Here is a 21,626-nt window from a genome sequence, read left to right as displayed (position 1 = left end):
ACGGCTCCCGGCGACGGGGCCGACGAGATCGCGCACGCGGACGGGACGGCGGTCGCGGTGCACCACGGGCGCATCGAGCAGGTGGACCTGCAGCTCGAGATGCAGCGGTCGTACCTCGACTACGCGATGAGCGTCATCGTCGGGCGCGCGCTGCCCGACGTCCGTGACGGGCTCAAGCCCGTGCACCGCCGCGTGCTGTACGCGATGTACGACGGCGGCTACCGGCCCGACCGTTCGTACTCGAAGTGCTCGCGCGTCGTCGGCGACGTCATGGGCAAGTTCCACCCGCACGGCGACAGCGCGATCTACGACGCGCTCGTGCGCCTCGTGCAGGACTGGTCGTTGCGCTACCCGCTCGTCGCGGGCCAGGGCAACTTCGGCTCGCCCGGCAACGACCCGGCGGCCGCCCCGCGGTACACGGAGTGCCGCATGGCGCCCCTGGCCATGGAGATGGTCCGGGACATCGACAAGGACACGGTCGACTTCCAGGACAACTACGACGGCCGCACGCAGGAGCCGGCCGTGCTGCCCGCGCGGTTCCCGAACCTGCTGGTCAACGGCTCGGCGGGCATCGCCGTCGGCATGGCGACGAACATCCCGCCGCACAACCTGCGCGAGGTCGCCGAGGGCGTGCAGTGGCACCTCGACAACCCCGACGCGAGCCGCGAGGAGCTCCTCGCGGCCCTGCTGCTGCGCATCAAGGGCCCGGACTTCCCGACGGGCGCGACGATCCTCGGCCACAAGGGCATCGAGGAGGCGTACCGGACGGGTCGTGGCTCGATCACGATGCGCGCGGTCGTCAACGTCGAGGAGATCCAGGGCCGCGTGTGCCTGGTCGTCACGGAGCTGCCCTACCAGGTCAACCCGGACAACCTGGCGGCCAAGATCGCGGACCTCGTCAAGGACGGCCGCATGCAGGGCATCGCGGACATCCGTGACGAGACGTCGGGCCGCACGGGCCAGCGCCTCGTGATCGTGCTCAAGCGCGACGCGGTGGCGAAGGTCGTGCTCAACAACCTCTACAAGCACACGCAGCTCCAGGACACGTTCGGCGCCAACATGCTCGCGCTCGTCGACGGCGTCCCCCGCACGCTGAGCCTCGACGCGTTCGTCCGGCACTGGACGACGCACCAGCTCGACGTCGTCGTGCGCCGCACGCAGTACCTGCTGCGCGAGGCGCAGAAGCAGATCCACATCCTGCGTGGCTACCTCAAGGCGCTCGACGCGCTGGACGAGGTCATCGCGCTCATCCGCCGGTCGCCCGACGTCGAGGAGGCACGCTCGGGGCTCATGGCGCTGCTCGACGTGGACGAGGTCCAGGCGACGGCGATCCTCAACCTCCAGCTGCGGCGTCTGGCCGCGCTGGAGCGGCAGAAGATCACGGACGAGCACGACGAGCTCGAGCGTCGGATCCTCGACTACGAGGACATCCTCGCCAAGCCGGAGCGGCAGCGCGCCATCGTGGGCGAGGAGCTCGCGGAGCTCGTCGGACGCTACGGGGACGAGCGACGCACGACGATCCTGCCGTTCGACGGCGAGGTCTCGATCGAGGACCTCATCGCCGAGGAGGAGATGGTCGTCACCATCACGCGCGGCGGCTACGTGAAGCGCACGCGGTCGGACAACTACCGCGCCCAGAAGCGCGGCGGCAAGGGTGTGCGCGGCGCGCAGCTGCGCGAGGACGACATCGTCGACCACTTCTTCGTGACGACGACGCACCACTGGCTGCTGTTCTTCACGAACCTCGGGCGGGTCTACCGCGCCAAGGCGTACGAGCTGCCCGAGGGCGGCCGCGACGCGAAGGGTCAGCACGTCGCGAACCTGCTCGCGTTCCAGCCCGGCGAGAAGATCGCGCAGGTGCTCGACCTGCGCGACTACGCCGCGGCGGAGTACCTGGTGCTGGCGACGCGCCGCGGTCTCGTCAAGAAGACGCGGCTGTCGGAGTACGACTCCCCGCGCTCGGGAGGCCTCATCGCGATCAACCTGCGCGAGGACGAGTCGGGCACGCCCGACGAGCTCGTCGCGGCGCTCCTCGTGGACGCCGACGACGACCTCATCCTCGTGTCGCGCAAGGGGCAGTCGATCCGGTTCCCGGCGAGCGACGACACGATGCGACCGCTGGGCCGCGCGACGTCGGGCGTGACGGGCATGAAGTTCCGCGACGGCGACGAGCTGCTCTCGGCCGACGTGGTCGAGGAGGGATCCGACCTCTTCGTCGTGACCGAGGGCGGGTTCGCGAAGCGCACGCGCGTCGACGAGTACCGGGTCCAGGGGCGCGGCGGACTGGGGATCAAGGTCGCGAACCTGGTGGAGGCTCGTGGAGATCTCGTGGGGGCTCTGGTCACAGAGGCCGACGACGAGGTGCTGGTGATCATGGAACGCGGGAAGATCGTGCGGTCCGCGGTCGCCGAGGTGAACCTCACGGGCCGCAACACGCAGGGGGTGACGTTCGCGAAGCCCGACAAGGGCGACCGCATCATCGCGGTCGCGCGGAACGTCGAGCGTCGCCTCGGAGAGGATCGGGATACCGTGGAGGGCGAGGACGGGACCGGCACGGCCCCTGGCGTCACCGACACGAGCAGTGCACCGACCACCGACCCGGCCGCCTCGTCCGACGGGGCGAGCGGGACCGAGCCGGCCCCCGGAACCACCGAGGAAACCAGATGAGCAGCGAGAACAACGCACCGCCGACGATCACGCCGCGACTGACCGTGCCGCGCCCGGACACGGGCGCGACCGCACGCTCGGAGAGCGCGACGTCGACGAGCAAGCACGGCGAGGCGAACGGCTCCTCGAACGGGACGCAGAACGGCTCCTCGAACGGGGCGGCGTCCGGTGCGGTCCCGCCGCCTCCCCCGCCGCCTCCCCCGAGCCAGGGCGTGGACGACGACGGCATGGAGCGTGCCTCCGGCGAGAGCCGGGTCGCGGTCGCCCGGGCGGGCGCCGTGAAGGCCGCCGCCGCCGCGATCGCCGCGGCGAAGACCGCCGCGAAGAAGGTGTCCGCCGCGGTCCCGGCCGCCCCTGCGGAGACGGGCACCGAGCCCGCCCACGACGAGATCGACGACGAGACGGTGAGGCGCGTGCCCACGACCACGGCGGCGGCTCCGGCCGCCTCGGCTGCCGGCCACACGGCCCAGGCCCCGACGGCGACCTCGATGCACTACTCCGCGGCCGGGGTGACCGGCTCGGCGACCCCGCTGACGGGCGCCACGCCCGCCGTCGGGACCGCGACCGGGGCGACCCCCGCGGTCCGCGGAGAGGGCGGCCCGCGCCGCGTCCGGCTCGCGGTGTCGCGCATCGACCCCTGGTCCGCGATGAAGCTCGGGTTCCTCCTGGCGGTCGCGATCGGCATCATGACGGTCGTCGCGACGGCGGTCGTCTGGTACGTCCTGGACGGCATGCAGGTGTTCTTCAAGATCGAGGAGCTCTTCACGCAGGTCGTCGGCACGGAGACGGACGTCGACATCCAGCAGTACGTGGCGTTCGGGCGCGTGATCTCGATCGCGACGCTGCTCGGTGTGGTGAACGTGGTCATCATCACCGCGCTCTCGACGATCATGGCGTTCCTGTACAACATCGTCGCGGCGCTCGTGGGCGGCGTGCACCTCACGCTCACGGACGACTGACGACTCATGAGCCCCGGATCGGGGGCCACGGACCTCTCAGTTTGGGTCTGCGGCTCCCGGTGGGGTAATCTCAAGCGCTGCCTGCGAGCGGAGCGGCCCCCAGGGGCCTGCCCGGCGAGGCGCGTACGGGCCTATAGCTCAGACGGTTAGAGCGCTTCCCTGATAAGGAAGAGGTCAGAGGTTCAAGTCCTCTTAGGCCCACTGCCGAACCCACTCGAGGGGGAACGTCATGAAGAAGATTCTGGTCCTGCTCCTCGCCGCCGGCGCCGGGTACCTCCTGTGGCGCAAGTACACGGAGGACAACGCCGAGCGCGACCTCTGGGCAGAGGTCACCGACACGTTCGAGTGAGCACTCACCACACCTGACCGGCCCCTGGCCGCGTCACCCGGGGCCATGGCGCAATTGGTAGCGCACCTGCTTTGCAAGCAGGGGGTTGGGGGTTCGAGTCCCCCTGGCTCCACCATCGATGACCGTGTTCTCATCGTCGACCGTGCTCGAGGTCGACGACCTCTCCTCGTCGCCAGCGCGAGTGTCGCGAAGGCCGTCATCGCCCCTCGCTGACCGACGGGCGGGGGATCAATCAGCGACGGTGCGATGCTCGGTCCAATGCTGGGTGAGCCAGTCCACCTGTTCGTCGCGGAGGTGGAGCGTCAACGGCTGCTGGTGCAGGCGCGCGTACTGTGGACAGGACTCGAGATCCTCGGCGACGTCGACCCGACCGTGCTCGGGGTCGACGGCGAGCAGACCGTCGTCGAAGAGTCGATGAATGTCGCGACGGAGCATCAGGCCGCCGTGTGCGCGGTGCTCGCCGATCCTGGCGTAGCTGTAGAGGTGACCGGCTTCAAGGACTCGTGCGGGCGCCGCCCCCGTGAACGCGCACCTGTGGCCCTGGGCCGTGAGCAGTGCCTCTCGGAACTCTCGCTGGCCGCGGCGGACGCGGACGAGAGACTCCCGGAAGCCCTGAGGCACGTCGACCGCGATGTCGAGCGTCGGACCCCATGCCACGTCTGGGAGTCGTCCGACCACCCGCCTGAGGGCGCGGTCGGCATGCTTGCGCTCCAGGACGTCGCTGAACGCGGCCCAGTCCAACCGCCGCATCGCGTTGAACTCTCCCTTGTTCGCTTGAACCCCGCGGATCTCCCGGTCGTCCAGGAGACCATCGAGGTCCGTCCACGCGGCGTCGTACCGAGCCCGGTAGATCTCGACCTCGACCACCTCGGACCGCGGTGTGTCGAACTCGGCCTTGCAGTCGTCGCAGCGGAACCGGGGCAACTTGGTCTTGCGGGGCTTGATTGCCGTCGTCCGGCAGACGGGACACCGGTTCTGCAGCTTGTGGCCCGTGGACCGCTCGATCTCCTCGATGACGGACACTCCGAGCAGCCGCCGCTTGTCCCACAGCGCTACCGGGTCACCGACCGTGAGGTTCTTGTGGTTGACGACCTTGCTGTCCCATGAGTAGTAGGCGCCGTATTCGTCGTCGTAGCCCTCGTTGCCGCCGTAGCCTCGGTCGTCGCCCGCAGCCATCAGCAACCACGCCCGGCGGGGCTCCCTGGTGGCCATGGCCAGAGCTTTCCGCACCTGGACCGCTCACAGCAAGCGAAGGGTGGTGGTCGCGGGTTCCCCACCGGGAGGTGGGCGTGGATCAGCGCGTTCGGGTACTCGTCGGACGTACGCGGCCCCGGGTTCGGCGGATCGGCGGTCAAACGGTCGCAGATCGGCGAAGACATGATCGCGAATCGGCAGCCCCATTGCTACGCTCGGCATGTGGCCGCTGAACTCGTCCGGCGCAACCTCCGCCCCCTCGCGGAGGAGACGCTCGCTCATGCGCCGATCACGGTGATCTCGGGAGCTCGACAGGTCGGTAAGAGCACCCTCATGCGGCAGCTCGTCGCTGATCGTGAGGCGCGGATCGTGAACCTCGACTCCGCGGTCGATCGCGCGGCAGCCGAGCGTGATCCGGACGGGTTCGCGAGCCAGTTCCCCCAAGGCATCCTGGCGATCGACGAGATCCAGCGTGTCCCCGAGCTCCTGTTGGCGCTGAAGAACTCGCTCGAGACCGATCGAAGGCCGGGTCGGTTTCTGATCACAGGCTCGGCGGACCTGCTCACCCTGCGAGGTTCGCAGGAGAGTCTCGCAGGCCGAGCGGAGACCATCGCACTGCACGGGCTGAGTCGCGGCGAGATCGTCGGCCGCGCGGAAGACTTCGCTCGCTACCTCTGGTCGCTTCCGCAGACGCGCAGTCTCGCAGACCTCCCCGAGTGGACCCGCCGTGACTACCTCGAGCTCGCGACACGGAGCTCCTTTCCGGAGGTCTATGACGCCTCCGAACGGCGCCGTGACCAGTGGCTCGGCAACTACGTCGACCGGGTGCTCGGCAAGGACACGACCGACATCTCGGGGGTTCAGTTCCCGGACCGTCTTGGCCCGCTGCTCCGGGTGCTCGCAGCACAGAACGCGACCGAGTTCGCGGCCGCGCAGATCTCCCGGTTGCTTGACGTCCCTGTGCGCTCCGTACCCGCATACGTCAAGGCGCTGCGCGACGTGTTCCTGGTGTCGCAGGTGCCCGCATGGGGAAACAACCTCACCGCTCGGGCAGTGTCCCGACCCAAGGTCATCCTTGCGGACACCGGCCTCGCAGCGTTTCTCTGCGGGGCCGACGTCGACGGTCTCGAACGCGACATCTCCAGCACGGCCACGGGTGGACTTGTCGAGGGGCTCGTCGTCTCCGAACTTGCCAAGCAGCGTGGGTGGTCAGCCATCGACTTCTCGCTCAACCACTATCGCGACCGCGACGGCAACGAGGTCGACGTCGTCCTGGAGAACCGACGCCGCCAGGTCGTCGGGATCGAGGTCAAGGCAACGGTGTCCGTGACCGGGAAGCACGCGCGGGGACTCGAGGTCTTGCGAGACCGGGTAGGCGACAGGTTCGTCGCCGGCGTCGTGCTGCACACCGGGACTCGGGCACTGCCCTTCGGTGACAGGATCTGGGCGCTTCCCATCGCAGCACTCTGGGAGCACCCGGACCTGACCGAGGAGTCCGTCTAGCAGCCATCGTCATCCAGTCGATGCCGACGTAGGTCGCTCCTCCGGTGCGACATGGCGGAACTGCCCCGTCGGAGCGCCGTACGCCGACGGGCCCGCACCGACAGTGCGGGCCCTTCGGGGACGGGCTGTGCTGCCCGGTGGTGAGGTGGACGACTCAGACGTCGTCGGCCTTCTTGGCGGCGTCCTCTGCCGCGTCCTCGGCCGCCTCGCGGGCCTTCTTGCCGGCGTCGCCGAGGTCGTCCTTCGCGTCCGCGGCGGCGTCCTTCGCGGACGACGCCGCGCTGCGGGTGGTGCTGCGGGCGCGGCTGGTGGCCTTCTTGGCCGCGTCCTTGGCGTCGGAGACGGCGTCCGTCACCCGGTCGCTGACGTCGTCGCGGACCTCGGCGGCGCGCTCGGCGAGCTTGTCGGTCGCCTCGCGGCCCTTCGCGACCGCGACGCCGGCAGCCTCGCCGAGCGACTCGGCGGCGTCGCCGACGGCGTGCCGGGCGTCACCGACGACGTCGTCGAAGTGGACCTGCTGCTCCTCCTGCTCCCAGGGCTCGGCCCAGGGGTCGGTCGTGGGCTGGGCACGACGGTAGAGGACGTAGCCGACGCCGGCCGCGGTGACGCCGCCCGCGATCCACCAGAGCGTGCGGCCCTTGCCCTTCGAGGCGTCGGCCTCGGCCGCCTTCGCCGCTGCCTTGTCGGCTGCCGCAGCGAGCTTGGCGGCGGCCTTCTCGGCTGCCTTGTCCGCGTGCTTCGCGGCCTTCTTGCCGGCCTTGCCCGCGGACTTCTGGGCCTGCTTCGCCGCCTCCGCGGCGGCCTTCTTCGCGTCCTTGGCGAGCTTGCGGGCCTTCTTGCCCGTCGCCTCCGCGGTCGCCGCCGAGGCTGCGGCGGTCGCCTCCGCAGCGCTGTCCGCCGCACGCTGCGCCGCGTCGGCGGCGCTGGCAGCGGCGGCGTTGAAGCTCGCGACGATCTTGGGCAGCACCTCCTCGACGAGCTTGTCGTGCGCGGTGTCGATGGCGGGCGCCGCCTTGCCGGCGGCCTTCTCGACGCGCGGCGCCGCGGCCTGGATGCTGTCCTGCCAGGCCTTCTCGACGCGCGGTTGGAGCCACTCGAGGAACGCCTCGACCTTGGGAGTCCCCCACTCCTTGGCCTGCGTGGCCGCGTCCTTGGCCTGGTCCGCGAGCTGGTTGGCGGCATTCTGCGCGGTCGCGGCGGCCTGCGCGGCCTGGTCCTTGAGCTTCTCGGTGTCGATCGACTCGAGCGTGTCCTTGACGGAGTCGCTCGCTGAGCGAGAACGGGTCATGCGTGCTCCCCGGGGTCGTCGTCCGACGGGACGAAAGGGCGGATGCGATGGGCGTTTCCGCCCACTCTGCCACCACCGTGCCTCGCCCGCGAGACGTCGCGCCCGACGGGTCGCGCGCGGGTCTCGTGGGAGGATGGTGCCCATGTTCGCAACCCTCCACACGACCGCAGGTGACATCCGGATCGAGCTCCTGCCGAACCACGCCCCGAAGACGGTGGCGAACTTCGTCGGGCTCGCGCAGGGCACCACGACGTGGTCCGACCCTCGCACCGGCGCGGAGCGCACCGAGCCGTTCTACGACGGCCTGATCTTCCACCGCGTGATCCAGGACTTCATGATCCAGGGCGGCTGCCCGCTGGGCACCGGCACGGGCGGTCCCGGCTACACGTTCAACGACGAGATCCACCCCGAGCTGCAGTTCGACCGCCCGTACCTCCTGGCGATGGCGAACGCGGGCCTGCGCCGCAACCCGGTCACGGGCGAGGCCGAGGGCACCAACGGGTCGCAGTTCTTCGTCTCGACCGTGCCCACGCCGTGGCTCAACGGCAAGCACACGATCTTCGGCGAGGTCGCGGACGACGCGTCCCGCGCGGTCGTCGACGCGATCAACACCACGCCGACGCGCCCGGGCGACCGTCCGCAGGAGGACATCGTCATCACGTCCGTCACGATCGAGGACTGACCATCTCGACGACACCTCCCGGGCCGCCCGGCCCGCCGGCGTACGGGACGGCCGGACCGCACGACGGTCCCGCCGTCCCGCCCGTGTGCCCGCGGCACCCGGACCGGGTGTCGTACGTGCGGTGCCAGCGCTGCGGGCGTCCGGCGTGCCCGGAGTGCCAGCGTCCCGCCGCGGTGGGCGTGCAGTGCGTCGACTGCGTGCGGGACGCGGCGCGGCAGGCGCCGACCCAGCGCACGGTGCTCGGCGGGAAGGTCCGCGGCGGCCCGCCGGTCGTGACGTTCACGATCATCGGCCTGTGCGTCGTGAGCTGGATCCTCCAGCTCGTCACCGGGGGTACGTGGACGAGCATGCTCGCGTTCGCGCCCTGGATCGGCGAGCTGCAGCCCTACCGGTTCCTCACGGCGGCGTTCCTGCACTCGACGAGCCCTGTCCACATCCTGTTCAACATGTACGCCCTGTGGATCACGGGCCCGTTCCTCGAGCAGATGCTCGGGCGCTGGCGCTTTACCGCCCTGTACCTGCTCTCGGCGCTCGGCGGGTCGGTCGGCTACCTCGTGCTCGCGGGCGGCCCGACGTCGGACGCGTGGCTCACCCCGGTCGTCGGCGCCTCGGGCGCGGTGTTCGGGCTGTTCGGCGCGATCCTGCTCGTCCTGCGTCGCACGGGCCGCAACGCGATGCAGATCGTCGTGCTCATCGGCATCAACTTCGCGATCGGCCTCTTCTTCCCCGGGATCGCCTGGCAGGCCCACCTCGGCGGCCTCGTGGTCGGGCTCGCCCTGGGGGCCGCGTACGCGTACGCGCCGAAGGAGCGCCGCGCCCTCGTGTCCGTGGGAGCGACGGTCGTCGTCGTGGTGGCGCTCGTCGTCGCCGCGTGGCTGACGTACGCCTCCGCCGACCAGTTCGGCCACCTCGTCGGGTGACACCTCGTCGGGTGTCACCCGACGAGTTTTCCACAGGCTTGTTCACAGGTGTGGAACGAACTACACGGGTGTCTTTCGCCCGGTCGGGGCGCGCGACGCTCCGGTGCGGCGCGCACCCCGGGGGGAACCGACGTCGTGCGGGCTACTTCCAGCGCGTGGTGAGCGCGAAGCCCGCGATGATGAAGGCGAACCCGACGGCGAGGTTCCACGCGCCGAGCGGCGGGATCGGGAGCTGCTTGGGCCCGCTGAGGTAGAACAGCACGATCCACGCGAGCCCCAGGAGCATGAGCCCGAGCATCGTGGGCACGAGCCAGCGCGGGTTGCCCGACTCCGGCTTGGGCACGCTCGGCGGGCGCTGCGGCTTCGGCTTCTTGCGCGACTTCGACTCGGGCACGAGGGTGGGCTCCTGTCCTGGTGGGGTCCGCTGCCGACGGCGTCGGGACGCACCGCGGGAGCGGACGCCTGCCGTCGTCGTGCAGGAACCGTGCATGGCTCGGGCGAAGGTCGTCGACGCGTTGCGGGGCTCCGTCGGAGCACAGGTCCGTCACGATCGTGGACGACGTTCGTCGACTAGCGTAGTGGGCGCACACAATAGGCACGGACATCGCGCGCGGGCAACGCCCCGACCGGGGTGCCGGATCCACGACAGACGCACGCGAGACACGGTCGACGACGTCGTCCGCACCAGGAAGGAGACGGCCGGGTGAGCAGCACCGACCCCGCCTCCACGGCGCCCGCGACGCCGGACGGCACTGCCGCACCCGGCCCGACGCCCGCCGCGCCCCCGCGCTCGCGCCGCGTCCGGTCCGCCGTGACCGTGGCGCTCGTCCTCGCCCTCGCCGGCGTCATGTTCACCGCCAACGCGCGCCTCGCGCGCGGCGAGGAGTCCCGGCACCCCGAGAACCTGGCCCAGCTCGTCGACCGCGAGTCCGACCGCGTCGCCGGGCTCGCCGCCCAGGTCGACGCGCTCACGGAGGAGATCGACGGTCTGTCGCAGACGGGCGACGCCCCGGCGGGGGTCGACCCGGATCTCGCGTCGCGCACCGCCGTCGCCGCCGGGACGACGCCCGTGAGCGGCACGGGACTGTCGGTCACGCTCGACGACGCCCCGCCGGAGGGCAACTACCCGCCGCAGATCCGCCCCGACGACCTCGTGGTGCACCAGCAGGACATCCAGTCCGTCGTGAACGCCCTGTGGGCGGGCGGTGCCGAGGCCATGACGCTCCAGGGTCAGCGGGTCACCGCGACGTCGGCGTTCCGTTGCGCGGGGAACATCCTCCTGCTGCACGGCCGCGTGTACTCCCCGCCGTACGTCGTCGAGGCCGTGGGCGACCCCGACGCGCTGCGCGACGCGCTCGAGCGGAACCCGGGCGTGCAGGTGTACCAGGAGTACGTCGACGCCGTGAACCTGGGCTGGTCGGTCGAGGACCAGAGCGACCTCGAGCTGCCCGGCTACGAGGGTGCGCTCGAGCTCCGGTACGCGAGCCCGTCGGTGTCGTCGTGACCGCGACCGCCCCCGTCCGGCACGCAGGCCGTCGCGCGGGGCGCGGTCCGGTCTCCGCGACCGTGGGCCTCGTCGGCGAGCTCCTCATCACGCTCGGGATCCTGCTCGGGCTGTACGTCGTCTGGCAGCTCTGGTGGACGGACGTGCAGGCCGACCGCGTGCAGGCGCAGGTGCTCGAGGAGATCGCCGCGCCCGTGCCGGACGCGGCGGACGTCGCGACGACCGTCCGGCGGGACGCGCCCCCGGTCATGGAGGCTCCCGCGCCGGGCGACGTGTGGGGCACGCTCTACGTTCCCCGCTGGGACGGCAAGATGATGCCGATCGCCGAGGGGACGGACAAGCGCTCCATCCTCGACCAGGCGATGGCCGGGCACTACCCCGAGACCGTCATGCCGGGCGACGTCGGCAACTTCTCCCTCGCGGGCCACCGCCAGACGTACGGCAAGATCTTCCACGACGTGGAGGAGCTGCAGGTCGGCGACCCGATCGTCGTCGAGGCCGGCGGGGTCTGGTACGTGTACCGCGTGGACCACCTGCAGGCCGTGAAGCCCGACCAGGTGGAGGCCATCGCACCGGTGCCGTGGCAGCCCGGTGCCGAGCCCACCGAGCGGTACCTCACCCTGACGACGTGCCACCCGATCGGGCTGAACTCGCTCGTGGCCCGGTTCATCGTCAACGCGAAGCTGGACTACTGGATGCCCGTCGAGGACGGCACGCCGCCGGACCTGGTCGGTCAGACCGCGCCGGCCGCCGAAGGGAGTGCGTGATGTACGGGGCGCTCTGGCGCGTGCTGCCCGGCCCGGCATGGGTCCGCGTGCTGATCCTGCTCGTCCTCGCCGCGGCCGTCGTGCTCGCGTGCTTCGAGTGGCTGTTCCCGCTCGTGTCCGAGTACATGCCGTTCAACGACCCCAACATCCAGACCGGCGCCGCCGGCGCAGTGTCCGTGGAGGCCCCGCGATGACCCACCAGACCCGCATCCTCGTCGTGGACAACTACGACTCGTTCGTCTACACGATCGTCGGCTACCTCGACCAGCTCGGCGCCGAGACCGTCGTGGTGCGGAACGACGCCGTCCCCGAGCCGGACGCCGAGGGCCGGTTCCGCGACGCCGACGGCACCGCGTTCGACGGCGTGCTCGTATCCCCCGGGCCGGGCACCCCGAAGGAGGCCGGGCAGAGCGAGCAGGTCATCCGCGCGTGCGCCGCGTCGCGCACCCCGATGCTCGGCGTGTGCCTCGGCCACCAGGCGCTCGCCGAGGTGTACGGCGCGACGGTCACGCACGCGCCCGAGCTCATGCACGGCAAGACGAGCCTCGTCGAGCACGACGGCGAAGGTGTCCTCGCGGGGCTGCCCAGCCCGTTCACCGCGACGCGCTACCACTCGCTCGCCGTCGTGAACGACACCGTGCCCGCCGAGCTCGAGGTCACCTCGGCCACCGCGGGCGGTGTGATCATGGGCCTCCAGCACCGTGACCTTCCCCTGCACGGCGTCCAGTTCCACCCCGAGTCCGTGCTCACCGAGGGCGGCCACCGCCTGCTCGCGAACTGGCTCGAGGCGTGCGGCCTGGAGGGCGCCGTCGAGCGCTCGGCGGGCATGGCTCCGCTCGTCCGGCAGTAGGCCGCACGGACCGGCAGCCCTCCCCCAGGCACCGGGAGGTCCCGGCGCCGCCGGCACGTCGCGCTCACGCTCTCTCCCGCACGACGACGGGCCCTCACCTCGCGAGGTGAGGGCCCGTCGTCGTCCGTGCCGGGCGCGACCGCGGTCAGCCGCCGTTGCCGTCGCCGCCGTTGCCGCCGCCGCCGTTACCGCCGCCGTTGCCGCCGCCGCCGTTCGACGGACCAGGGCCCGTCGAGACGATGAGCGACACCTCCGTGCCGACCTCGACCTCGGTGCCGCCGCCGGGGTCCGAGCCGATGACCACACCGGCAGGCCACTGGTCGGACTCCTGGTTCTGCTGCCTGCCGGGGTTGAGCCCCGCGCCGCCGAGCGCGTCCGCAGCCTGGTCCAGGGTCATGCCGACGAGGTTGTTCGGGACGTTCGTGGTGTCCGCGGCACGCGGGATGGCGACGTCGATGGTCACCTCCGAGCCCTGCGGCACGCTGCCGGCGTTGGGCCGCTGTGCGACGACCTGGCCCTCGGGCTCGTCGGACTCCACCTCGTTGACGACCGGTGTGAGGCCGAGCTCGGTGATCGTCTGCTCGGCGGCCTGGCGCTGGTTCCCCACGAGCTCGGGGAGGGCGACGAGACCGGACGAGGTGAAGAGCGTGACGGTCGAGCCGCCCGCGACGGACTGCCCAGCGGCGGGCTCCGTCCGAGTCGCCGCGTCCTTCGCGACGTCCTTCGAGTCCTCGGAGCCACCGGAGGTGACCTGCAGGCCCTGCGCCTCGAGGATCTGGCGCGCCTCGTCCTGAGACTTCCCCCTGACGTCCTGGATCACCACGGCGTCGGGTCCGGCGGAGAAGAAGGCCGTGACGGTCGAGCCGAGGTCGGCCTCGGTGCCGCCGGCCGGGTCGGTCTTCGTGAACGTCCCCTCCGCCTCGGTCGACTCCTGGTCGATGGCCTCGGCGTACTCGAAGCCGGCGTCGGTGATCCTCTGCTCGGCCTCTTCGGGCGTCACCCCTGCTGAGAGTGTCGGGACCGTGCCGGTCGTCGGCTCCTCCTCGCCCTGGCTGTTGATGACGAGCATCGTGATGATCGCCGCGAGAGCGAGGACGCCGATCGCGATGAGTGTCCACATGAGCCCCTTGCGGCTCTTGGGCTCCTCCTCGTCCTCGCCCGGGACCGGGTCGCCGGGCGGGACGGCCGGCGCCACGCTCGTCGCCCACGGGTTGGGGGCGGCGGCCGTGGGGGCCATGACCTGCGTGGCGGACTCCACCATCGTGGGCTGGAGGTCGGCGGCCGCGGCGGCGGCACCGAGGCCCGCGGCCGCGGCGGCGACCCCGAGCGCGGGTGCCGTGATCGACCCTCCGCGCACGGCGTTCTCCAGGTCGGCGCGGAACTCCGCGGCGTTCGAGTAGCGCGCCGTCCGGTCCTTCGCGAGCGCCTTGAGCGTGATGCGGTCCAGGACCTCGGGGACGTCGGGCGCGACGGCGCTCGGCGTCGCCGGGGCCTCGCGCACGTGCTGGTAGGCCACCGCGACGGGCGAGTCGCCGATGAACGGCGGGCGGCCGGTGAGCAGCTCGTAGAGCAGGCAGCCGGTCGAGTACAGGTCGGAGCGCGCGTCGACGGTCTCTCCGCGCGCCTGCTCCGGCGAGAGGTACTGCGCGGTGCCGATGACGGCCTGCGTCTGCGTCATCGTCGCCGCGGAGTCCGCCATGGCGCGGGCGATGCCGAAGTCCATGACCTTGACCGCGCCCGTGGGCGTGATCATGACGTTCGCGGGCTTGATGTCGCGGTGCACGATGCCGGCGTGGTGCGAGTACTCGAGCGCCGCGAGCACGCCTGCGGTGATCTCGACGGCCTCGTCGATCGGGACGGCCTGGCCGTCGCGCAGGATGTCGCGGACCGTGTGGCCCTCGACGTACTCCATGACGATGAACGGGACGTGCACCGAGTTGCCCGTGGGGTCCTCGTGGACGTCCTCGCCCGTGTCGTACACCGCGACGATGGCCGGGTGGTTGAGCGACGCCGCCGCCTGGGCCTCGCGCCGGAAGCGCGCCAGGAACGTGGGGTCCCGCGCGAGGTCGGAGCGCAGGATCTTGATCGCGACGGTACGTCCGAGGCGGTTGTCGTGCCCGATGTGCACCTCGGCCATGCCACCACGGCCGATGAGCTCACCGACCTGGTAGCGCCCGGCAAGCACTCGGGGAGCGTTGTCCACCACTCATTCGTCCTTCGGTGTCGTCGGAGCCGCGGGCGCGTCCGCACGCGGCACATCTGGCGCAATCATCCCACCCAGGGGGTTCCGGGAGAGCCGGGAACACAACGATGTCGTCACGATGTCACCCGTTCGGAGGGCGTCCGGGCCGGGGTCGCGCCCGTCGCGGGACCGCTCGCGCCGACCGGGTGCGCCGAGGTGACGGCGTCCGGGGCCGCGGCGGCGCCGTCGTCCGTCCCGCGGTCGCCGAGGCTGGCGACGGTCGCGATCACGAGCACGAGGAGCAGGCCGAGAAGCGCCACGAGCGGCCAGGTCAGCCCGTTGGGCAGGCCGCCCAGCCGACGGCCCGTCGTCGTCGACGTGCGGCGTCCGCCCGACGACCGGGACGGCGTCGCCTGCGACTGACGTCGTGCCTCCGCGCGCGTGGTCGCGGGCGCGGGAGGGACCGGGGCCGCCGGGCGTCCGGCGGGGCGCGCACCCCCGCGGGCGGGCTGCGGGCGGCGGGAGGAGCGGGTCCCGCCGTGCATCTCGCGACGCGGCGGGTACGCACGGGGGCCGGCGGCGTCGTCGGGCGAGGCCCCGCCCGGGACGGGACGCTCCCACGGGAGCGCCGGGCCGTGCGCGGTAGCCGCGTCGGGGGCGGGCTGGTCGCCGGGTGCGCCGGGGTCGTCGTGGTACCCCGCGGCGGGGTCCGCGGCGCCGTCCCCCGGCGCCGCGGGCGGCGCGACCCACGGCGTCGCGGGGTCCGCGGGGTGCGGGTCGCGGACCGCGGCCGGGATGACGAGCGGGGTGATCACGGGTGCCGGGTCCGGCTCGGGGACGGGAGCCTCGTCCGCCGTCGCGCGGGCTCGCCGCGCCCGCCGGGTGTTGGCGGACGCGCCGGACCGGGACGACCACGGGTCGGCCGCGAGGCGGGCCTGGATCTCCTCGAAGACGCGCGCGAGGGCGTCCGCGGGGTGCGGTCGGGCGAGCGGGTCCTTGGCGAGCATCACCATGACGAGCTCGGCGAGCTCGCGGTCGACCGACGACGGCAGGGGCGGCACGGGCTCGTTGACGTGCGCGACGGCGATGTCGACGGGGGTGGACCCGGTGAAGGGACGGTTCCCCACGAGGGACTCGTAGGCGACGATGCCGAGCGCGTAGATGTCCGACGCGCCCGTCGCCGCCTGACCCACGGCCTGCTCGGGAGACAGGTACTGGGCCGTGCCCATGACCATGCCCGTGGCCGTCATGGGGACCTGGTTCGCCGCGAGGGAGACCCCGAAGTCGGTGATCTTCACGGTGCCGGCACGGTCGATGAGGATGTTGCCCGGCTTGACGTCACGGTGCACGACGGCCGACAGGTGGGCCGCGTGCAGGCCGCGCGCCGTCTGCGCGAGGATCGGCAGGAGCCGCGCGGGCGGGAGCACGGGCTCGCGCTCCAGCAGGTCCGCCATCGGCTCGCCGACCACGAGCTCCATGACGAGGTACCCGGAGCCGTTCGCCTCGCCGTAGTCGTACATCTGGGCGATGTTCGGGTGCGAGAGCGCGGCGCTGTTGCGCGCCTCGGTGCGCAGGCGGTTGAGGAAGTCCTCGTTGCCCGCGTACTCGGAGCGCAGGACCTTCACGGCGACCTCGCGCCCGAGCGCGTCGTCGGCCGCGACCCACACCTCGCCCATGCCGCCGACGGCGATGCGCCGCACGAGGCGGTAGCGGTTGCCGAGCGTCAGCCCCCTGACGGGCTTCATCCGTTCAACACCGCCTCCATGACGGCGCGCGCGATCGGTGCCGCGATCGCACCGCCCGTCGCCTCGCTGCCCATCGAGCCGCCGTTCTCGACGATGACCGCGACCGCGACCTGGGGGTCGTCGGCGGGCGCGAAGCTCGTGAACCACGCGTGCGGGGCGGCCTCGCCGCCCGTCTCCGCGGTGCCGGTCTTGCCCGCGACCTGGACGCCTGGGATCTGGGCCGACTTGCCGGACCCGTTGTCGACGACGCCGAGCATCATCTGCGTGAGCTGGTCGGCGGTCGACGGTGACACCGAGGTCCGCAGGCGCCGCGGCTCGGACTGCCGGACGACGTCGAGATCGGGGTTGCGGATCGTCTCGACCGTGTAGGGCGCCATCTGCACGCCGTCGTTCGCGATCGCGGCCGCGACCATCGCCATCTGCAGCGGAGTGACGCGGACGTCGCCCTGCCCGATCGCGGCACGGGCGGTCGCGTCGGGCGTCGCCTCCTCCTCGGTCGGGAAGTGGCTCGCGGTGACGTCCATCGGGATCTGGAGGGACTCGTCGAAGCCGAAGTCCTCGGCCTGGTCGCGCAGCACGTCGTCGCCGAGCGTCACGCCGAGCTCGGCGAACGCGGTGTTGCAGGAGATGCGCAGCGCGTCCGCGAGCGTCATCTCGCCCGACGGGGAGCAGCGCGACCCGCCGAAGTTCTTCATGGTCCGGTCGGACTGCGGGTACTGGTACTCGTCGGGCGCCGGGATGACGCTCTCCGACGTGTACTGCCCGCTCTCGATCGCCGCGGCCGACGTGACGATCTTGAACGTCGACCCGGGCGGGTAGGTGTTGCCGCGGATGGCCCGGTTCGACATCGGGTTGCCGTCGGCGTTGAGGAGCTCCTGGTAGCGGTCGCGCGCGGCCGCGGTGTCGTGCGTCGCGAGCTCGTTGGGGTCGTAGCTCGGCTTCGACACGAGCGCGAGGACGCGCCCGGTCTTCGGCTCGATCGCGACGACGGCGCCCCGCTGGTCGCCGAGGGCGTCCCACGCGGCCTGCTGGGCGGCCGGGTCGATCGTCAGCTCGACGGACGCGCCCTGCGGCTGCTGGCCCGTGAACAGCGCGCTGAGGCGGTCGAGCCACAGCGAGCTCGCCTCCCCGTTGAGGTAGTCGTTCTCCTTGTCCTCGATCTCCGTGCGCCCGTTGGTGACCGACAGGAAGCCGGAGACCGGGGCGTAGATCGGACCGTTCGCGTACTGGCGCTGGAAGCCGAACGCGTCGTCCACGGGGGTCGACGACGCGATGGCGTCGCCCGCGACGACGATCGGCCCACGGAACTTGTCGTACTCGCGGTAGATCGTGCGGGCGTTGCGCGGGTCGTTGTTCAGCGAGTCCGCCTGGACGAACTGGATGTAGGTCGTCGACACCATGAGCGCGAGGAACATGACGAGGACGACCGTCGCGACGCGACGCAGGGGGACGTTCACCGGGCTCCTCCCCAGGGGTCGCGGCCGTCGTCCGCGGTGCCGTCGGGGCGTCGGACGACCTCGGTGCGCAGGTCGTCGGCGTGGTCCGGCACGTCGCCGGTCCGCCCGACCGCCGGCTGGACGCCCGTCGACGCACGGGCCGGACCCGTGCCGGGGCCCGCGGGGACCGGCGCGCCGACCGTGGTGGGGGCGTCGTCAGGCAGGGCGCCGACGGCGGGAGCGCCGCCGCCCACGACCTCGACCGGGTCGGAGTCGGGGCGCGTGCGTGCGCCGCCGGGCGCGACCTGCCCGCGCACGGGCAGGGACGAGGGCCGCCGCGCGTCGTCGGAGATGCGGAGCAGCAGGCCCACGACCAGCCAGTTCGCGAGGAGCGACGACCCGCCCTGGGCGACGAACGGCATGGTGAGCCCCGTGAGCGGGATGATCCGCGTGATCCCGCCGACGACGACGAAGAGCTGCCACGCCATGACGAACGCGAGACCGCCCGCGAGCAGCTTGCCGAAGCCGTCGCGCACGCCGATCGCGGTGCGCAGGCCACGCTCCACGAGGATGAGGTAGGCGAGCAGGATGCCGATCAGGCCCGTGAGGCCGAGCTCCTCGCCCAGCGACGCGTAGATGAAGTCGGAGAACGCGTACGGGACGGTGCGCGGGTAGCCGGCGCCCCAGCCGGTGCCGAACAGGCCGCCGTTGCCGAGCGAGAACAGACCGCCCACGAGCTGGCCGGAGCCGCCGGGGCTGCGGCCGTAGATCTCGGGGACGAACGGGTGCAGCCACACGTCGACGCGCGCCTGCACGTGGCCGAACGTCGACGCCGCGAGGACCGCGCCGACCGCGATGAGCAGCAGACCGATGACGACCCAGCTCACGCGCTCGGTCGCGATGTACAGCATCGCGACGAACAGGCCGAAGAACAGCAGGGACGTGCCGAGGTCGCGCTCGAACACGAGGATGGCGAGCGAGACGAGCCAGACGATGATGATCGGCCCGAGGTCGCGCAGGCGCGGGAGCTGCAGGCCGAGCACCTTGGGCCCGGCGAGCGCGAGCGTGTCCCGGTTCGTCACGAGGTAGCCAGCGAAGAAGATCGCGAAGGCGATCTTCGCGAACTCGGCGGGCTGCAGCGAGAAGCCGAAGACGTTGATCCAGATCTGCGCGCCGTTGATGCGCGTGCCCAGGCCCGGGACGAGCGGCAGCGCGACGAGCACGATGCCCGCGATCATCGCGGTGTACGTGTAGCGGCGCAGGGTGCGGTGGTCGCGCAGGAACCAGATCACGGCGAACGCGCAGAGGATGCCGAGCGCGGTCCACTGGAGCTGGCGCGGGGCGAGGTCCTGGGTGCCGCCCGTGACCTGCGAACCGAGGTCGAGGCGGAAGATCATGGCGAGGCCGATGCCGTTGAGCGCGACCGCGATCGGCAGGATCACCGGGTCCGCGTACGGCGCCTTGAACCGCAGCAGCACGTGGGCGGCCCCCGCGAGGACCACGGTGCCGATGCTGTACAGGTAGAAGCGGCCCGGGAGCTCGCCCGTGAGCTGGAGGCCCACGAGCGCGTACGCCCCGATGCCCAGCGCGAGCGCGAGGACGAGCAGACCGAGCTCCGCGCCCCGGCCGGGGCGCACCTCGGTGGTCTCCACCGTGGCCATCAGGCCCCCGAGCCCGCGCCGTCGGTGGGTGCCGGGGTCACCGCGGGCGCCTCCGGCTCCGAGGAGCCGGTCGACTCCTCCGTCGAGGTGTCGGTGGGCTCGTCCGTCGTGCCGGTCGAGGTGTCCGCTGCGGCGTCGGCCACGAGGCGCTCCGCACGCGCCCGCGCGTCGTCGAGAGACTCCGCCGGGATCGTGGTCTCCAGGCGGTCGACGACGTAGCCCGGCAGGTCCGCGACGCGCGTCCCCGTGAGCTCGATCGGCGTCGACAGCGTGACCGGCCCCGCGTTCTCCGGGATGCCGCGGAACACCGCGACCTGGCCGTCGGCGACACCGACGTAGTACTGCGTCTGCGTCCAGCGGTAGCCCGCCCACGCGGCCACGCCCAGGCCGGCGACGACGAGCAGGATCGCGACGACCGTGACCCAGCGGCGGGGCGCGCGACCGGGCCGCACGTCGTCGTCGCCCTCGCCCGAGGTCTCGCCCGGCGCCGCGTCGCCCGCCTCGGGCTCCGATGCGTCGTTCGTGGCGGGGTCCTCCGTCGCGGCGGCCTTCGCGCTCGCCATGAGCGCCGCGGCGCGCGCCGCGGGCCCGTCCGCGGCCGACGTCGGGGCGTCGCGGTCGATCGCGGCCGATCCGACGACCTGCGCGCCCGTCCCGGGCGCGGAACCGTCGGGCAGCCCGTCGACGTCGACGACGTCCGCCACCACGACGGTCACGTTGTCCGTGCTCCCGGCGCGCAGCGCGAGCTGCAGCAGGTGGTCCGCGCACTCGTCGACGTCGGGCGTGTCCGCGAGCGTCTGGGCGATGGTCTCCGGGCTGACGAAGCCCGAGAGGCCGTCGGAGCACAGGAGCCAGCGGTCCCCCGGCTTCGCCTCGCGCACCGACATGTCCGGCGTGAGGTCGATGTCGAAGTCGCCGAGCACGCGCATGACGACGTTGCGCTGCGGGTGGGTCTCCGCCTCGTCGGGCGAGATGCGGCCCGTGTCCACGAGGTGCTGCACGAACGTGTGGTCGGTCGTGACCTGGGTGAGCTCGCCGTCACGCAGCAGGTATGCGCGCGAGTCGCCGAGGTGCGCCATCGCGAGCTTGTTGCCCGCGCGCAGGATCGCGGTCACGGTCGTGCCCATGCCGACGAGCTCGGGGTCGGTCACGCTGCGCTCGACGAGGTCCTGGCGCGCGTGGTCGATCGAGCGCTCGAGCTCCGCCAGCGCGTCGTCGGGGCCGTGCGACTCGCCGTCGAGCGGCGCGAGCGCCGCGATGGCGATGGAGGAGGCGACGTCGCCCCCCGCGTGACCGCCCATGCCGTCCGCGACGACCAGCAGGTGCGGGCCCGCGTAGCCGGAGTCCTGGTTGTTGGAGCGCACGAGCCCGACGTCGGAGCGCGCGGCGTAGCGCAGGGCGATGTTCACTGCGGGCTACCTCTGCAGCTCGACGACGGACTGACCGATCCGCACCCGCGTCCCCGGGCCCAGCGGCGTCACCTGGCCGATGCGCTGGTCCTCGACGTAGGTGCCGTTGGTGGAGCCGAGGTCCTCGACGAACCAGGACCCGTGCTGCGGGAAGATGCGCGCGTGGCGCGACGAGGAGTAGTCGTCGTCGAGCACGAGCGTGCAGCTCGGCGCCCTGCCGATGAGGATCGACGACGTCGTGAGGGGGATCGTCGTGCCGGTCAGCGGGCCTGCGGTGACGACGAGCCGCGAAGGCCCCGCCGCCGCCCGGGCGGGCTCCGGCGCGGCCGCCGGCGTGGGGCCCGACGTCGGGCGCGCGGCCTGCGCGGAGTCCTTGCGGCCGCGGCGCGGAGTGATCTTGGTGCCGTACAGGTCCCGCCGCAGCACCCCGATCGCGGAGAGCACGAACACCCAGAGCAGCACCAGGTAGCCCAGCCGCAGCAGGGTGAACGTGAGATCGGTCATGCGGGC

At 72.1% G+C, this 21,626-nt stretch carries 19 protein-coding genes and 2 tRNA genes; 12 read left to right on the top strand and 9 right to left on the bottom strand.

Annotation, left to right across the window (positions count from 1 at the left end):
• Positions 1–27: 27 nt before the first annotated feature.
• The 5 genes from gyrA to FIC82_RS02130 all read left to right on the top strand — a co-directional run bounded on the left by gyrA (position 28) and on the right by FIC82_RS02130 (position 4,090).
• Positions 28–2,667, top strand: coding sequence for a DNA gyrase subunit A (gyrA, locus tag FIC82_RS02145; RefSeq protein ID WP_253691705.1), 2,640 nt, complete (start codon positions 28–30; stop codon positions 2,665–2,667).
• Complete coding sequence (locus FIC82_RS20745) at positions 2,664–3,626, top strand: DUF3566 domain-containing protein (protein ID WP_253691347.1); 963 nt, start codon at positions 2,664–2,666, stop codon at positions 3,624–3,626. Before gyrA ends, FIC82_RS20745 begins: the two co-directional genes overlap by 4 nt.
• Positions 3,627–3,753: 127 nt before the next feature.
• Positions 3,754–3,827, top strand: a tRNA-Ile gene (locus FIC82_RS02135).
• A gap of 28 nt (positions 3,828–3,855) precedes the next feature.
• Entirely contained in the window at positions 3,856–3,975 is a 120-nt protein-coding gene (locus FIC82_RS20740) for a DLW-39 family protein (RefSeq protein ID WP_216609961.1), read from the top strand.
• 39 nt (positions 3,976–4,014) lie between these two features.
• Positions 4,015–4,090: transfer RNA gene (locus FIC82_RS02130), tRNA-Ala, on the top strand.
• 113 nt (positions 4,091–4,203) lie between these two features.
• Here FIC82_RS02130 and FIC82_RS02125 read toward each other — a convergent pair.
• On the bottom strand, positions 4,204–5,187 hold the full coding sequence (locus FIC82_RS02125; RefSeq protein WP_154797382.1) for an HNH endonuclease: 984 nt from the start codon (positions 5,185–5,187) through the stop codon (positions 4,204–4,206).
• A 204-nt stretch (positions 5,188–5,391) separates the two neighbouring features.
• On the opposite strand from FIC82_RS02125, the gene FIC82_RS02120 reads away from it, so the two are divergent.
• A complete protein-coding gene (locus tag FIC82_RS02120; RefSeq protein ID WP_216609960.1) occupies positions 5,392–6,672 on the top strand; it encodes an ATP-binding protein in 1,281 nt (426 codons plus the stop codon).
• Between the two features lie 154 nt (positions 6,673–6,826).
• Here the strand turns inward: FIC82_RS02120 and FIC82_RS02115 are convergent, their stop codons facing one another.
• Positions 6,827–7,960, bottom strand: a complete 1,134-nt coding sequence (locus FIC82_RS02115) for a hypothetical protein (protein ID WP_154797380.1) — start codon at positions 7,958–7,960, stop codon at positions 6,827–6,829.
• 142 nt (positions 7,961–8,102) lie between these two features.
• Between FIC82_RS02115 and FIC82_RS02110 the strand changes: the two genes are divergently transcribed.
• The gene (locus FIC82_RS02110) at positions 8,103–8,642 is read left to right on the top strand and encodes a peptidylprolyl isomerase (protein ID WP_154797379.1); all 540 of its coding nucleotides are present in this window, start codon (positions 8,103–8,105) and stop codon (positions 8,640–8,642) included.
• Between the two features lie 2 nt (positions 8,643–8,644).
• A complete protein-coding gene (locus FIC82_RS02105; protein ID WP_168732170.1) occupies positions 8,645–9,562 on the top strand; it encodes a rhomboid family intramembrane serine protease in 918 nt (305 codons plus the stop codon).
• A 142-nt stretch (positions 9,563–9,704) separates the two neighbouring features.
• Here FIC82_RS02105 and FIC82_RS02100 read toward each other — a convergent pair whose 3' ends face one another.
• Entirely contained in the window at positions 9,705–9,956 is a 252-nt protein-coding gene (locus FIC82_RS02100) for a cell division protein CrgA (RefSeq protein ID WP_168731410.1), read from the bottom strand.
• A 309-nt stretch (positions 9,957–10,265) separates the two neighbouring features.
• Between FIC82_RS02100 and FIC82_RS02095 the strand changes: the two genes are divergently transcribed.
• The 4 genes from FIC82_RS02095 to FIC82_RS02080 are packed head-to-tail and all read left to right on the top strand — an operon-like array spanning position 10,266 to position 12,683.
• Positions 10,266–11,066, top strand: coding sequence for a DUF881 domain-containing protein (locus FIC82_RS02095; protein WP_253691345.1), 801 nt, complete (start codon positions 10,266–10,268; stop codon positions 11,064–11,066).
• The gene (locus FIC82_RS02090) at positions 11,063–11,833 is read left to right on the top strand and encodes a class E sortase (RefSeq protein WP_168731409.1); all 771 of its coding nucleotides are present in this window, start codon (positions 11,063–11,065) and stop codon (positions 11,831–11,833) included. Before FIC82_RS02095 ends, FIC82_RS02090 begins: the two co-directional genes overlap by 4 nt.
• Complete coding sequence (locus tag FIC82_RS02085) at positions 11,833–12,027, top strand: hypothetical protein (RefSeq protein WP_154797377.1); 195 nt, start codon at positions 11,833–11,835, stop codon at positions 12,025–12,027. Before FIC82_RS02090 ends, FIC82_RS02085 begins: the two co-directional genes overlap by 1 nt.
• Positions 12,024–12,683, top strand: coding sequence for an aminodeoxychorismate/anthranilate synthase component II (locus tag FIC82_RS02080; protein WP_154797376.1), 660 nt, complete (start codon positions 12,024–12,026; stop codon positions 12,681–12,683). The genes FIC82_RS02085 and FIC82_RS02080 overlap by 4 nt, the downstream gene beginning before the upstream one ends.
• 145 nt (positions 12,684–12,828) lie before the next feature.
• Here the strand turns inward: FIC82_RS02080 and pknB are convergent, their stop codons facing one another.
• The 6 genes from pknB to FIC82_RS02050 form a co-directional block, all read right to left on the bottom strand.
• Entirely contained in the window at positions 12,829–14,889 is a 2,061-nt protein-coding gene (gene pknB / locus FIC82_RS02075; RefSeq protein WP_168731408.1) for a Stk1 family PASTA domain-containing Ser/Thr kinase, read from the bottom strand.
• A gap of 110 nt (positions 14,890–14,999) precedes the next feature.
• On the bottom strand, positions 15,000–16,610 hold the full coding sequence (locus FIC82_RS02070) for a serine/threonine-protein kinase (protein WP_154797375.1): 1,611 nt from the start codon (positions 16,608–16,610) through the stop codon (positions 15,000–15,002).
• Positions 16,607–18,067, bottom strand: a complete 1,461-nt coding sequence (locus FIC82_RS02065; RefSeq protein ID WP_168731407.1) for a peptidoglycan D,D-transpeptidase FtsI family protein — start codon at positions 18,065–18,067, stop codon at positions 16,607–16,609. Before FIC82_RS02065 ends, FIC82_RS02070 begins: the two co-directional genes overlap by 4 nt.
• A complete protein-coding gene (locus FIC82_RS02060; RefSeq protein ID WP_154797374.1) occupies positions 18,064–19,707 on the bottom strand; it encodes an FtsW/RodA/SpoVE family cell cycle protein in 1,644 nt (547 codons plus the stop codon). Before FIC82_RS02060 ends, FIC82_RS02065 begins: the two co-directional genes overlap by 4 nt.
• Entirely contained in the window at positions 19,707–21,116 is a 1,410-nt protein-coding gene (locus tag FIC82_RS02055) for a Stp1/IreP family PP2C-type Ser/Thr phosphatase (protein ID WP_168731406.1), read from the bottom strand. The genes FIC82_RS02060 and FIC82_RS02055 overlap by 1 nt, the downstream gene beginning before the upstream one ends.
• 6 nt (positions 21,117–21,122) lie before the next feature.
• On the bottom strand, positions 21,123–21,620 hold the full coding sequence (locus FIC82_RS02050; RefSeq protein WP_154797373.1) for an FHA domain-containing protein FhaB/FipA: 498 nt from the start codon (positions 21,618–21,620) through the stop codon (positions 21,123–21,125).
• Positions 21,621–21,626 lie beyond the last annotated feature (6 nt).

Source organism: Cellulosimicrobium protaetiae, from assembly GCF_009708005.2.
Lineage (GTDB): Bacteria > Actinomycetota > Actinomycetes > Actinomycetales > Cellulomonadaceae > Cellulosimicrobium > Cellulosimicrobium protaetiae.
The sequence above is the reverse complement of the archived record's forward strand: the minus strand, read 5'-3'. Positions and strand labels throughout refer to the sequence as shown.